We start from the raw sequence: 14,042 nt of genomic DNA on the forward strand, positions 1-14,042 counted from the left end.
AACAGTTAGGCTAAACGGAATTGCTTCATCAACTGTTCTAGCTCGCTGACTTTGTCACTTAGGCGCTGAATATCAACTGAGCTTTCGCTCGCCATCTGCAGTGATTCGGTTGAAATGTCACTGATCATCGTAATATCAGAAGTAATCTCTCGAGTTACCGCCGTTTGCTGCTCAGCAGCGGTTGCTATCGAGTTAATCATACTCTGGACATGAGATGCACCCGCAACGATCTCTTCAAGCGCGCTCACCGCACCAGAGCTTTGGCTTACACCAATTTCAACTAAGCGACGGTTATCCTCAGTAAAGGTCACAGCTTCCTGTGTACCCAACTGAATAGCTTGAATAATAACAGCGACTTCTTTAGTGGCATTAGTCGTACGTTCAGCCAATGCACGAACCTCGTCAGCAACCACGGCAAAACCGCGACCAAACTCACCAGCACGCGCCGCCTCAATCGCAGCATTAAGTGCAAGTAGGTTCGTTTGCTCTGCAATATCCTCAATCACTTTGATTACCGAACCAATCTTTTCACCGTGATTGCCTAGCGTAGACATTTGAGATGACATCTCTTCCATCTGAGTGCTTACTTGCTGGATACTCGTTACCATTTCAACGATAACATCGCGTCCTGACGTTGCGACGCCCTCCGAGCTGCTTGCTTGTTCATAGGTTTGAGTACTCTGATGGGCAACTTCTGCGATAGTTTGGCTTAACTCTTCTGAAGCAGTCGCAATCAATTGCGCTTTATCAGCTTGATCCGACGCACCTTTTACCAAGTGCTGACTCACATTGCTTAGCTCAGAGGTGACAGACTTCACTTCGCCAGTAACAACATTAATCGAACTAATTAACGATTTAAGCGATGACTGCATCATATTAATCGATTCAGCCACACTGGCCAGTTCATCGCCAGAAGTATCTTTAATTTCAGTCGCGGTTAAATCTCCCTGCGCTACGCGCTGAGCAACCTGATCCAATATAGTAAGTCGGCTCGTAATCGAGGTTGATAGCCAGTATGCCACACCACAAGTAAGTACAATCGCGACCGAAGATAAAACTAAAATCGTCGTTTCAATGGTATTAAATGAATCACTCAATCCGAGTAGAGAGGCTTTAGATTCTTCAATTTCTCCATTTGATACTTCATCCAAAATGTTCTCAATTGGCACTAGATTCGCTTGATAGATACGACGCAGCTCTGTGGTCGCGATTTCGAGTGACATCGTTTTGCCAATGGCTGGCACAATGTTTCGTTCAAACTCTTGGGTAAACTGCGTCATGTACTGCTCGACTTGACGTACTTTTTGTAAATCCGTTGTGCTGCCCTGCTCCAATTCCTTTACATTGGCAAGAACTTGTTCAAATTCTTCCTTGTTTGCATAGTAATCATTCAAGGCATCAGCAGTGCCTATAACGACACCCGTTGCGTCACGATATACATCGCCAGCATCATCAAGCAGTACCAAGTACCCGACAACTTCTGGCACATCATCGGTTCTAATTTCGTCGGCCACGCCATGGGATGAAAGCACCTCCATCCAAATAATGCTAACCATCAATAGAAGAGTCGCTAATACAGCACCAAATCCCAAATACAATTTCTTCCTGACAGAGAGTGTCACGATTCACCTTCCAATGTTTTTATCGTACTTATTCAAACAGCGTCCGCTGTTCGGTAAACAGTAGATACTCCATTAGTGACGCATCAGAGACAATCATAAATCTCCGTTTTATGGCTAAGTATTGATTAAATACTCAACGCCTATATTTTATATGCGATACATATCACATTACTAACAGAGCCCATAGCATGCTGGCTCTGCTCTCGAGATGTAGCTAGCGCGCATATCAGCCTAATTAGTAAGCTATTTTTGTCTTTCTAAATTAGTTAAAAGCAAAAAGCCCACAGGATCACTCCTGTGGGCTTATAATGTTATTCAGTGATTAACGGTTATAGTTTTTTCGAGAGTAATGCAGCTAAGCCGATAATACCCAAGCCAAGTACCATAATCTCACCTTTACCGCTGTCGAAGCCAGCTTTCACACCTGCGAAAGCGACGATAGCAACAGCGAAAGGAATCACGTATTTCACTAGGTTGTACCACACACCGAATAGAGGGAACTTCACTTCGCCATCGTTAGTGATCTCTTTCTCGAGTTCCGCACGATTTAGGCGCCAGCCTGCAAAGATACACACGAACATACCGCCAACTGCTAGGAAGATTTTATCTGTTAGCAAGTCAAAGATATCAAATGCGCCAGTATCAAATAGTTTCGGACCTGTACCACCAAGTGATAGCGACGCGAACACACATAATGCTGCCATTACCGCACTTGCACTTAGTACCGCAGTTGGACGCTTCATGCCCTTTTCATCAATTAGGTATGACACAACAACTTCTAGTAGTGACACTGACGATGTTAAAGCCGCAACGCTCAAACCGATAAAGAACAGTAGTGCTAATAGTAGACCAATCACGCCACCCATTTCAGCAAACAGCTGAGGAACTACAACAAATACAAGACCAGGGCCTGCTGCTGGCTCCATGCTGAATGCGAACATTGCAGGGAACATTGCGACACCAGCAAGTAGTGCTACGCCCGTATCCATAGCGGTAACCATTGCGGTGGTTTGCACTAGGTTTTCTTTCTTACGCAGGTAACTACCGTAAGTAATCATACAACCCATACCAAGGCTTAATGAGAAGAAAGCTTGGCCTAGCGCGGCCAGTACTACGCCACTGTCTACTTTAGAGAAGTCAGGCTTAAACAAGAACTCTAGACCAGCCATAGCGCCCGGAAGACTCAAGCCTTTTACTGCTACAAGGATAAGAATCATAAATAGTAGCGGCATTAGAATCTTACCCGCTTTCTCGATACCGCCTGATACACCGCGAATAACGACAAAGATATTCAGTACTAGGTATAGACCCATCCACATAAGTGGCTGAACAGGATCAGAGATAAAGCTACCGAAGCTATCACCAATTGCTTCAGGTGTACTTAGCAGGCCTGTGGCAATCTTGTAGATATAAGCGACAGCCCACCCCCCCACAACTGGGTAGAAGCCCATGATTAATAGGCCACTTAGCACGCCAATTACGCCGACAAATGTCCAGCGGCGATCGGTAGATTTAAATGCACCAACGGCTGATACACCTGTTTTACGGCCAATCGCAAATTCGGTCAGCATTACGCTAAAACCAATGAAGATTACAAAGAGAAGATAGATTATAACGAAAGCACCGCCGCCACTCTCACCAGCGGTGTATGGGAACTTCCAAATATTACCAAGACCTACTGCAGAACCTGCAGCGGCCATAACGAAACCTAATTTAGATCCCCAACTATCGCGGGGCTTAGTGCTTGTAGTTGTAGCCACATTATCACCATTCATTTTATTGTTGTGTTTACTTAATGTCGGCGTCTTAAAAGTTGTAGGTGTATTATTATTTTTACACTACGAAAAAGTTTGTGTGACGCTCTGTGTATAGCGAGTAAAGCAGTTTCAGATTAAAATTGGAACCCCATCAGACTATATTCCCGCCTCACCGCCCATTTTTACGCTTTAATTGCTGCTTTTTCACGCAATTTAAACATTTTATAACAATTACACACCAAAAGTACACATATCAAGCTCACTAAAAACACAACCTCGATCGAACTTCGACAATTACTATTAACAAAATTATTTTTTACTACTAACCACAAAATGTACTGCATTGGCTGTTAACTGATACGAATTCAGCTTAGTATTTAAGTAATTGTTCTGACTGGGATCGTTAATGGAAAAGTTTTACCATTTCGTCACTTTGGCTAGCATCGTTCTTTACTGGATTTTAGTTGCTGGTGTCACTCTTCGGGTTGTATTGAAACGACGAGCTGTAAGCGTATCACTGGCTTGGTTGATGGTGATTTACATTATTCCTATCGTAGGTGTTGCCTGCTATTTCCTGTTTGGTGAGTTAAATCTAGGTAGAAAAAGAGCCGATCGCGCCAAAGAGATGCTCAAACCTTTTATTGACTGGTTTTCTCAACTCAGTGATTGCCATGCACACTCGCCGGAAAATTTTGGCCGACATATTTATCGAATCGACGAATTGTGCAATAACCGTCTAGGGCTACCAGCCCTTAGTGGCAATGAACTTTCACTGCAGAATTCACCCGAAGCGATCATGCGCTCGGTAATAGCGGACATCAATCAAGCCCAACATAGCATTCGTATGGTGTTCTATATTTGGCACCCCGGAGGAATGGCAGACGAAGTGGCGAATGCTTTGATTCTTGCCGCTCATCGTGGGGTCAATATCAAGCTGCTACTCGATTCTGCGGGGAGCCCGCGCTTTTTCCGCAGTCCTTGGGTTGCAAAAATGCAGCAGGCAGGGATTAACGTTGTTCAAGCACTCGAAGTAAAACCATGGCGTATATTCCTGCGCCGGCTTGACCTTCGTCAGCATAGAAAAATTATCGTTATTGATGAAAAAGTAGCTTACACCGGTTCAATGAATATGGTTGATCCTGCCTACTTCAAGCAAGATTCTGGGGTAGGTCAATGGATCGACATAATGGTGAGAGTAACGGGTCCGACGGTAAATGTACTGTCTGCGATTCATTGCTGGGACTGGGAAGTGGAAACTGGCGAACGCGCGTTCCCAACGCTCCCTGAATGTGCAGTCGATGCCAATGCCACGCAACATCCAATTCAAGTGGTTCCATCTGGTCCGGGGATGCCAGAGTATTTGATTTACCAAGTACTGACGTTGGCGATCAACCAAGCGAATAAATCGGTGCGAATCACCACCCCTTATTTTGTACCTAGCGCCGATCTGTTAGAGACCTTAAAAATGACCGCGCAACGCGGGATTAACGTTGAGTTAATCATCCCTCACAAAAATGATTCAATGATGGTGCAATGGGCATCACGCGCTTTCTACACAGAACTGATGATGGCTGGCGTAAAAATCTATGAATTCTATGGCGGCTTACTGCATACCAAATCGGTAGTAATTGATGAGCAGTTTTGTCTGGTCGGCACGGTAAACATGGATATGCGTAGCCTATGGCTTAACTTTGAAGTCACCTTGGCTATTGATGATCAAGAATTCACCCAAAAAATGCATCAGTTGCAAGATCAGTACATCGCTCAATCGCACGCAGTTTCTCTGGATACATGGCGAAAGCGTTCGATCTTCTCAAGGTTTCTAGAGCGAACCTTCTATCTGTTCAACCCACTGCTATAACCTTCGTAGACCGAGCTAAGCCTCGGTCTTTTTTATCTTATCCCTAAACGCTCTAAGCGCGAGTCTTGCTTTGTCACTTAGGGCATGTTTTAAATATACCTATGAATAAGGACAAGGACTGAAGATGTCAGAAGGCAAAAAGACTCAATATGTGAACGCTGGACGTGATAAAAAATGGACGAATGGTGTAGTTAACCCACCCGTTCAGCGCGCTTCAACCGTCGTGTTTAACACTGTAGCAGAGAAAAAACACGCGACCATCAATCGCACTAACAAAACCCTTTTTTATGGTCGCCGAGGTACTCATACCCATTTCGCGCTGCAAGATGCGATGGTCGAAATTGAAGGTGGAGCCGGCTGTGCCCTCTACCCTTGCGGTACAGCGGCTATTTCTAATGCGATTCTCGCCTTCGTTGAAAGCGGCGATCATATTCTGATGGTCGATACTTGCTACGAGCCTACTCGTGATTTTTGCGAAAAGATCATGAAAAAGATGGGCGTTGAAACGACTTATTTCTCACCAACTATTGGTGAGGAAATTGCCGATCTAATCCAACCCAATACCAAGGTGCTATTTTTGGAGTCTCCTGGCTCTGTCACCATGGAAGTGCAAGATGTGCCAACTCTATCGCGCATTGCCCACCAGCACGACATTATCGTCATGCTCGACAATACTTGGGCAGCGGGTGTGAATTTCTCGCCTTTTGATCATGGCGTCGATATTTCGATTCAAGCGGCGACCAAATATATTGTTGGTCACTCAGATGTGATGCTCGGCACTGCGGTTGCGAGCGAAAAATACTGGGATCAACTGCGTGAACAGAGCTATTTAATGGGACAATGCGTATCCGCTGATGATGCTTATCTTGGTTTACGTGGTATTCGCACTCTAGATGTTCGCCTTCGCCAACACGCCGAGAGCAGTTTAAAAGTCGCCCAATGGTTACAAACCAGACCGGAAGTCGACCATGTGCGTCATCCTGCGCTCGAGACCTGTCCTGGTCATGAGTTCTTCAAACGTGACTTCACCGGCGGCAACGGTCTGTTCTCATTTGTACTGAAAACAACCAATCCAACCGCGACGACCGCTCTGCTAGATGGCATGAAGCATTTTAGTATGGGTTACTCTTGGGGTGGTTTCGAGAGTTTAATTCTGGCTAATGAGCCAAAGAGCTTCAACTACTTACGCAGCGTAGCAAACCCGAACTTCGATGGCACTTTGATCCGTATTCATATTGGTTTGGAAGACGTCGATGATTTGATTGCGGACCTTGAAGCTGGTTTAGCTCGCTATAACGCGGTGATCCTCGAAGAAGCTACGTCACTGTAAAGCAAGTACTACTAAATACCAAACAGCCCGCTCAGCGGGCTGTTTCTAATTAGGCATGTACTAAGCAGTAATGTCACTAAATCACTTTGCCTTTCATCGGGCAGTTAACCAAGTGATCATCAACCATACCGACCGCCTGCATAAACGCATAACAGATCGTCTCACCCACGAACTTAAATCCTCGCTTTTTGAGAAATTTGCTTAAAGCTTTAGACTCCTCGGTCGACACTGGCACCTGTGCCATCTCTTGCCAATGGTTCACTTTGGGCTTGTGCTCGACAAACTGCCACAACGCATTCGATAAACTGCCGTACTCCTCAATCAAAGCAAGCGCCGCTTGAGCATTGGTAAACACGGAAGCTATCTTGCCGCGATGTTTGACGACATCATAGTTGGCAATGATCTCTTCAACCCGCGCTTCCCCCTGCTTACTCAGTTTCACTAAATCGTAATCCTCGAAGGCTTGTCGATAACCGTCACGCTTTTTCAAAATCGTGATCCAACTTAACCCCGCTTGCGCACCTTCCAAGGTTATAAACTCAAACAAGGTTGTGTCATCAAAAACAGGCACACCCCACTCAGCATCGTGATAAGCCTGCTCCAATGGGTGTTTCAGTGCCCACGCACACGTTTGTGATTCCATAATGATTCTCTACTAATCCATCTTGCACCTAGACTAACTTGGAACCGCTACCTTATGGAATAGGCGATATAACACTGGCACCACAATCAAAGTGAGCACGGTAGCAAAACCTAAGCCAAACATAATCGTTACAGCCATTGGCTTAAAGAAAATATCCGGTAGTAATGGCACCATACCCAAAATGGTGGTGATCGCCGCCATGCAAACCGGTCTGACACGGCTGAGTGCCGCCTCAACTACCGCGGTATATGGCTCTTTACCTGCACCTATCTCAATATTGATTTGATCGAGCAATACAATACCGTTTTTCAGCACCATCCCCGACAAACTAAGGAAACCGAGCAGCGCCATAAAGCCAAATGGCGTATTCAGCGCCAACAAACCAGTAGTGACACCGATAATCGCCAAAGGCACGGTACACCAAACAATCAACGGCTCTTTGACTGAATTAAACAAGAACACCGTTATCAAAAACATAAACAGATAGCCAAGTGGCATGGTAGTAAATAACGATGCTTGAGCATCACCCGACGACTCATACTCTCCCCCCCACTCCAAGCTATAACCCGGAGGCAGTTCAATCGCTTCAATTTGACTTTGAATACGTTTTTGCAATGTTGCTGCCGTCTCTTCGCCTAAAATATCGGGATCCGCCATAATGGTCAGCATGCGTTTGCGGTCTTTACGCACAATGATCGGATCTTCCCACAGCATCTCGTAACCCAACGTCACTTGTTGCAGCGGTATATATTCGCTCAATGCCGGGCTCCAAATTTTCATCCCTTCAATATTACGAATATCGACCCGCTCTTCTTCTGGTAAGCGCGCAACAATCGGCATCAAAGTGGTACCATCGCGGTAAACACCGACCGCCTTGCCAGAGAATGACATCGCCAAGAAATCATCGACATCCGATTTGGTGATGCCGTAGCGTCGTGCTTGGCTCTCATTAAACTGTGGTTCAAGGATCTTGGTTCGTTGACGCCAGTCGTGACGAATATTGGTTGCACCTGGGTCGGCATGCATAATGGCCGTCACCTGTGCCGCTATTGAACGCAATACGGTCGGGTCTGAGCCAATAACGCGCGCTTCGATCTTCGCTCCGCCGCCAGGTCCAAGCTCAATCTGCTTAAGTTTATAGTTTACTTCCGGGAAGTTTTGCTCAAGATGCTGACGGAAGCGACTCATGAGATCCGCCAAGATCTCGTAGTTATCGACCCGCGTGGTAATTTCTCCGTAAGCTGCATAGCTTTTTTCTGGGGCATAAGTCAGCATAAAACGCTGCAAGCCCTTACCTGCGGTGGTGGTCACATGTTCTACGCCATCTTGTTCTGCAATCCAACTTTCAAGCGCTGTTAGCTTAGTGTTGGTTGCACGAATATCAGTACCTTCAGGCAACCAGATATCCGCTTGGAAGATTGGAGTAGTTGATGATGGGAAGAAAGATTGTTTAACATGAGTAAAGCCATAGATGCTCGCCACCAAACCCAGCACTAACACTGCCATAGTGATCCAAGCGCGCTTCATACAAAACTCTAAGAAGCCTTTGTAAACAACAAAGATCATTCCGTTATATGGGTCATTATCTTCATCGCCTTGTGGGGTCTTTTGCCCGCGGAAAAACAGATCGGCAAAAAATGGCGTTAGAGAAATCGCGGTAAACCAACTCAGCATCAAAGAGATCAGCAGCACGGTAAACAAGGTGCCACAATACTCACCGGTCGAGTCCTCCGAAAGCCCTATTGGGGCGAAAGCGGTAACCGCTATCACCGTCGCGCCGAGCAAGGGCCATTTGGTTTGCGTGACAATGTCGGTGGCGGCTTGGAGCCGCGTCCTCCCTCGCTGAGTACCGATCAAAATTCCCTCAACCACCACAATCGCGTTATCCACCAGCATCCCTAAAGCGATAACCAACGCACCTAATGAGATACGCTGCAAATCGATTTGGTAGTACTTCATAAAGATAAACGTACCCAAAACGGTCAGCAGCAAAATCAAACCAATCAACAGCCCAGAACGCAGCCCCATAAAGAACAGCAAAACGATAATAACAATCGCCACCGCTTGTCCTAAGCTGACCACAAAACCACGTACCGACTTATCCACCTCTTTCGGTTGACTATAGATTTCAGAGATCTCAACCCCAACGGGTTGCTGATATTTAAGCTCAGCCAAGCGACGGTCAAAACTCTCACCGATTTTCACGACGTTAACGCCTTGCGCAAAGGACACCCCGACGTTTAGCGCCACGCGACCATTAAAGGTGATCACATTGGTTGGCACATCGATATAACCGCGTTTGATTTCTGCTACATCTCGCAGGTAAATCAAGCCTTGGGCGCCACTTTCAGTAATAATCAAATCCCCCAACTGGTCGACGTTTTGAAACTCTCCAGTCGGATGAATTCGAATATATTCGCTACCGATACGTACCGCCCCCGCACTAGAAACAATGTTTTGGGTCGAAAGCAAGTTAAATACTGTGGTCGGCGCAAGTCCAAGGCTGCTTAAACGCTTCATGGAGATCTCAATAAAGACTTGTTCTTGCTGCTCGCCTGTAACGGATATTTTGCTCACCCCATCAACCAGTTCGAGCTCTCTTCGCAAATAATCAACATAATCGAGCAGCTCTTTGTAGCTATAACCTTCGCCTGTCACTGCCAGCAAAATACCGTATACATCACCAAAGTCGTCAATCACTTGAGGCTCGTTCACCCCAGGTGGTAACGAACCTTTGAGGTCATTCACTTTCCGGCGCAATTCATCCCAAATCTGCGGCAGGTCATCGGGACCATAGTTATTTTTCATTGTCACGGTGATCTGTGACAAGCCACGACTGGAAATTGAGTTAATCTCATCGACGTAAGTAAGCTGTTGGATCGCTTTTTCGAGTGGATAAGTGACTTCCTCTTCCACTTGTTGTGGCGTCGCGCCAGGGTAAGACGTCACCACCATGGCATCTTTAATCGTAAACGCAGGATCTTCCAGTCGACCTAAACCGAAAAACGATGCGACACCACCAATCAAAAAGATCAGCGCAATCATCCAACTGATCACACGATTACGGATAAAGTACGCCGCGATCCCCGTTACATCATCATCCGATTGAGGCTGTTGTTGTGGGTTATTCATTACCTGCCTCCTTGGCGACAACTTGTACTTTTACACCATCAGTTAATCGTGACATTCCGCCAATCACTACTTTTTGCCCAGCAGACACCCCGGAAAGGATCTGAATTGAACGTTTTGTCGCTTTACCTATCACTACTTGCTGCTTAGAAACGGTTTGGTCTTGATTAAGCAACCAAACAAACTTATTGCTTCGTTCTAAGTCATCGCCATCTTGATTAAATATCGCCTCAATAGGCAGCTGCACCCCTTTCTTCAGATCCAAACCTACCTCTTCGTTATTTGAGGTCACCTCAACCGCCATACCATCGAGAATGTATTCATCATCTGGCATAGGTAGTGACAAGGTCACATTGAATGTGCCTGTTTGCGGATCGGGTTCAGTAGTGAACTCTTTGATGGTGGCGTGGTATTCATTACCACTTGGTACTTTGACTATCGCGTCAATTTGCTCAAGCTGCTCTTGCTCAGGCTGATTAACGTAGATACGGTCGGGTAATTGAATAAGGATCTCCACGCTATTCAAGCTATGGATGTTAACGATGTTTTGCCCAACTTGAATATTCTCAAACTGATCGACAGAAACTCGTGAAATAATGCCTTCCACCGGCGCTTTCAGTTTGGTAAATGACAAACGCAATTTCGCCAACTCTAGCTCGGCCATCGCGATGCGTCTTTGAGCCGCGATTTCGTCAAACTGCGACTTGGCCAATAGACCTTTTTTAACCAGCGGTTGAGAGCGACGATATTGGCTATTGATCACTGAAAAGCGCGCAGCCGCGTTATCCACTTCCAATTGATAGTCCGTTGGCTCCAACTCAGCGATTAACGCACCCTTTTCGACTTTATCACCTTCTTTGACGTAGACCCGGCTAATTTCCCCAGCGACACGGAAACTTAAGTGTGAACGCTCAGCCGCATTGGCAACTGCTGGGAAATAGAGACTCTCTGTCGGGGGATCAGATTCAACCTCAACCACTTCAACTTTGGGTAACCCAGCATCAAAGTAAGTCACTTGCTCACCGCAGGCTGTCATCAAGGTAGTGACAAGCAAGGCGAATAGTATTTTGTCGGTCATATTACAATCCTCGCTCTTTAATCCATTCGCGTACCTTAATGCCGCTGTCGATACCGCTCACTCCTGAAATCACGATTTGGTCACCATCATTGAGCCCGGAGACTACTTGTTGACGTTCGTTTAACTCAATCGCCGCTTTCTCGACAATACCCTCTTTATTCACCCGCCAAACACAAGTTTTGCCATTCTCTTTAAACAGCGCAGAGGTCGGGATACTGGTTGCGGTCGAACTTGCGGCGACAACTCTAATCGTGCCAGCCATGCCGGGCAAAATACCGGTGTCTTGCGGACGCTCCATAACCATGGTCACTTTATACGAACCCGTTTTAGGGTCTGCTTCAGTATCAATTTCTTGGAACGTTAGTGGGTACTCATTGCCAGGGAAGGCATCAAAAGACATATACGCTTCAGGGTTTGCACCGGTTGAGAAGCGATTTAACAAATGATCGGGAAGTTGGAAAAACACCTTCATTAAGACGTTCGTCTGGATATTCATTACCCCATGCTTCGCTTCAATATACTCATGATTCTCCGCTGGAATCAGTGAGATTGTGCCATCGTAAGGAGCCACTAATTGGGTATAACGCAAGTTAGCATTGGCTTGATCTAACGTCGCTTTTGCCGAGTTTCGGTTGGCTTTTGCTTGGTCGAAATCTTGCTCAGACACAACTTTGTCGCGGCGCAGCTTCTTATTACGTTGATACTGCACATCGGCCAGTTGATACTGAGCTCGAGCTTGTTGAGCCAGCAGCTCATATTGATCAGGGTTGAGGGTCGCTAATACCTGCCCTTTAACGACAGGTTGCCCAGCCACCACATCAATAGTTTGTAATAATCCGGGAACACGAAATGCCAATACAGCTCGGTCACCCGCTTCAGTTGTAGCAGGAAAACGGCGTTCAAATGCGGAATTTCCAACTGTCACAGAGAAAAGCTTAGCGGGTCTTGAGTCCGGTTCGGGGACGGGAGGAAGCTCTTTACCACAACCCCACAACATAAAGGCGATAGTAAAAATTGGTAAAGTCTTGAGCATAATCAATCATCCATTTGCTTAGCTGGCTTGTTAGCCTTTACCAAAAGATAGATGACTGAACTCTACTCTGCCACTTTGAGTGGTTATATTCGTTAAGGAAATGAATAGCTTGAGAGGTCATACAACCTCTCAAGTTTTAGACGTGATTTACGATAGAAATTACAACTTACTAAACTCTCGATTCACTTTAAACGTATCTGACGTGACATAAGCTTCCATACGACGAACTTTACCTTCCAGTTGCGCGAAGTCTTTGTCCAAAGTATCCAGCAGTTGTTCTGGCGATTGCCCAGCTTGCCACGGTTTATTTTTCAGTTTGTGCTCTTGTTTGGCTCGTAAACTTTCTACATAGTTTGCAGGCTGTTTCTCTAACATCAGAGTCAAGGCGATATAGGCCAACAATACTAGGAATGAGCCCCCAAGCAGCGCTGCCGAAATCACTAAGATACGCACAACCCAAACTTCTGCGCCTATATAGTTAGCAAGGCCTGCACAAACACCACTCAACTTACCATTGATCGTATCGCGATACAGTTCTTTACTCATAGTTGCGCCTCCAATTCGGCGACTCCGCATCGAGGATTCGCTCTAATGTATCGACGCGCTTTTGCATCGACTCAGCACGCTCGGAAAGCTGCTCCAAGCGTTGAAAGTCTTCTTGCGACAATCCACTGCTGGTTTTACGCTTACTGCGATAGTGCAGAATCAACCATAATGGAGCCACAAAAATCAGGAAAACGATCAGTGGTCCTGCAATCCAAAACGAAGACATAAGTAACTCCTAAATTCATCGACACAAGGCAGGTAGGTCTACCTGCCTATTTTGTTGGCATAAGCCGAATAGCATTAACTATTTCTTTTCTTCCATTTGTTGCTTTAGCTTTGCTAGTTCTTGCTCAATCTCATCTTGCGCTTGCAGCTCAGCAAACTCTTGATCAAGAGATTTACCTTGGCCGGTTTTTGCGTACAAATCTGCTTCCGCTTCAAGCTCATCAATCTTACGCGAATATTGGTCAAATTTCGCCATCGCTTCGCTTGTACGAGCTGTGTGCAGATGACGCTGAACATCGCGACGATTTGAGGCAGTTTGGCTACGAATCGCTAACGCTTGTTGCTTCGCGCGAGTCTCCGTAATTTTGCTTTCTAACTTGCCAATTTCACCAGTTAGCTTATTGATTGTCTCTTCAACTAACGTTTGCTCGGTATGAAGACCTTTGAGTACATCTTGCAGCTTCTGCTTTTCAATCAAAGCAGCACGCGCCAGATCTTCACGCTCTTTCGTCAGAGCTAATGTTGCTTTTTGTTGCCATTCTGCAACTTGGTCTTCAATCGCTTCTACTTTGCGTGCCAACTCTTTTTTATCGGCAATTGCTTTTGCAGAGTTAGTACGTACTTCCACCAGCGTGTCTTCCATCTCTTGAATAATCAAGCGGATCATTTTTTCTGGATCTTCAGCTTTATCCAGCAAAGCACTGATGTTTGAATTTACGATATCGGCAAAACGAGAAAAAATACCCATGGACGACTCCTTTACATTTATCATTTCGAGTTAAGACATAGATAAATAATCAAACTCCGTGCCAAGTTTA

Annotated in this window: 11 protein-coding genes; 2 read left to right on the forward strand and 9 right to left on the reverse strand. The window is 45.8% G+C overall.

The window, feature by feature from the left end; translation table 11 throughout:
• Window positions 1-5: 5 nt before the first annotated feature.
• Together IRQ95_RS01750 and IRQ95_RS01755 are read right to left on the reverse strand one after the other, a co-directional pair.
• On the reverse strand, window positions 6-1,622 hold the full coding sequence (locus IRQ95_RS01750) for a methyl-accepting chemotaxis protein (protein WP_194435286.1): 1,617 nt from the start codon (window positions 1,620-1,622) through the stop codon (window positions 6-8).
• Between the two features lie 329 nt (window positions 1,623-1,951).
• The gene (locus IRQ95_RS01755; RefSeq protein WP_194435287.1) at window positions 1,952-3,382 is read right to left on the reverse strand and encodes a sodium-dependent transporter; all 1,431 of its coding nucleotides are present in this window, start codon (window positions 3,380-3,382) and stop codon (window positions 1,952-1,954) included.
• Window positions 3,383-3,785: 403 nt separating this feature from the next.
• Between IRQ95_RS01755 and cls the strand changes: the two genes are divergently transcribed.
• Together cls and IRQ95_RS01765 are read left to right on the forward strand one after the other, a co-directional pair.
• A complete protein-coding gene (gene cls / locus IRQ95_RS01760; protein WP_194435288.1) occupies window positions 3,786-5,240 on the forward strand; it encodes a cardiolipin synthase in 1,455 nt (484 codons plus the stop codon).
• Window positions 5,241-5,364: 124 nt separating this feature from the next.
• On the forward strand, window positions 5,365-6,570 hold the full coding sequence (locus IRQ95_RS01765; RefSeq protein WP_194435289.1) for a cystathionine beta-lyase: 1,206 nt from the start codon (window positions 5,365-5,367) through the stop codon (window positions 6,568-6,570).
• Between the two features lie 76 nt (window positions 6,571-6,646).
• Here the strand turns inward: IRQ95_RS01765 and IRQ95_RS01770 are convergent, their stop codons facing one another.
• The 7 genes from IRQ95_RS01770 to pspA form a co-directional block, all read right to left on the reverse strand.
• Window positions 6,647-7,213, reverse strand: a complete 567-nt coding sequence (locus tag IRQ95_RS01770; protein WP_194435290.1) for a DNA-3-methyladenine glycosylase I — start codon at window positions 7,211-7,213, stop codon at window positions 6,647-6,649.
• Between the two features lie 33 nt (window positions 7,214-7,246).
• Window positions 7,247-10,345, reverse strand: coding sequence for an efflux RND transporter permease subunit (locus IRQ95_RS01775; protein WP_194435291.1), 3,099 nt, complete (start codon window positions 10,343-10,345; stop codon window positions 7,247-7,249).
• Entirely contained in the window at window positions 10,338-11,420 is a 1,083-nt protein-coding gene (locus tag IRQ95_RS01780; protein ID WP_194435292.1) for an efflux RND transporter periplasmic adaptor subunit, read from the reverse strand. Before IRQ95_RS01780 ends, IRQ95_RS01775 begins: the two co-directional genes overlap by 8 nt.
• 1 nt (window position 11,421) lies before the next feature.
• Window positions 11,422-12,453: an efflux RND transporter periplasmic adaptor subunit gene (locus tag IRQ95_RS01785; RefSeq protein WP_194435293.1), complete on the reverse strand. Its 1,032-nt coding sequence runs from the start codon at window positions 12,451-12,453 to the stop codon at window positions 11,422-11,424.
• Between the two features lie 159 nt (window positions 12,454-12,612).
• Window positions 12,613-13,029, reverse strand: coding sequence for an envelope stress response membrane protein PspC (pspC, locus tag IRQ95_RS01790; RefSeq protein WP_171972064.1), 417 nt, complete (start codon window positions 13,027-13,029; stop codon window positions 12,613-12,615).
• The gene (gene pspB, locus IRQ95_RS01795; RefSeq protein WP_075649952.1) at window positions 12,992-13,225 is read right to left on the reverse strand and encodes an envelope stress response membrane protein PspB; all 234 of its coding nucleotides are present in this window, start codon (window positions 13,223-13,225) and stop codon (window positions 12,992-12,994) included. Before pspB ends, pspC begins: the two co-directional genes overlap by 38 nt.
• Window positions 13,226-13,303: 78 nt before the next feature.
• Window positions 13,304-13,972 carry a phage shock protein PspA gene (pspA, locus tag IRQ95_RS01800; RefSeq protein ID WP_194435294.1) on the reverse strand — a complete coding sequence of 223 codons (669 nt, stop codon included), beginning with the start codon at window positions 13,970-13,972 and terminating at the stop codon, window positions 13,304-13,306.
• Window positions 13,973-14,042 lie beyond the last annotated feature (70 nt).

Origin of the sequence: Vibrio fluminensis (assembly GCF_015278125.1) — a bacterium.
GTDB lineage: Bacteria > Pseudomonadota > Gammaproteobacteria > Enterobacterales > Vibrionaceae > Vibrio > Vibrio fluminensis.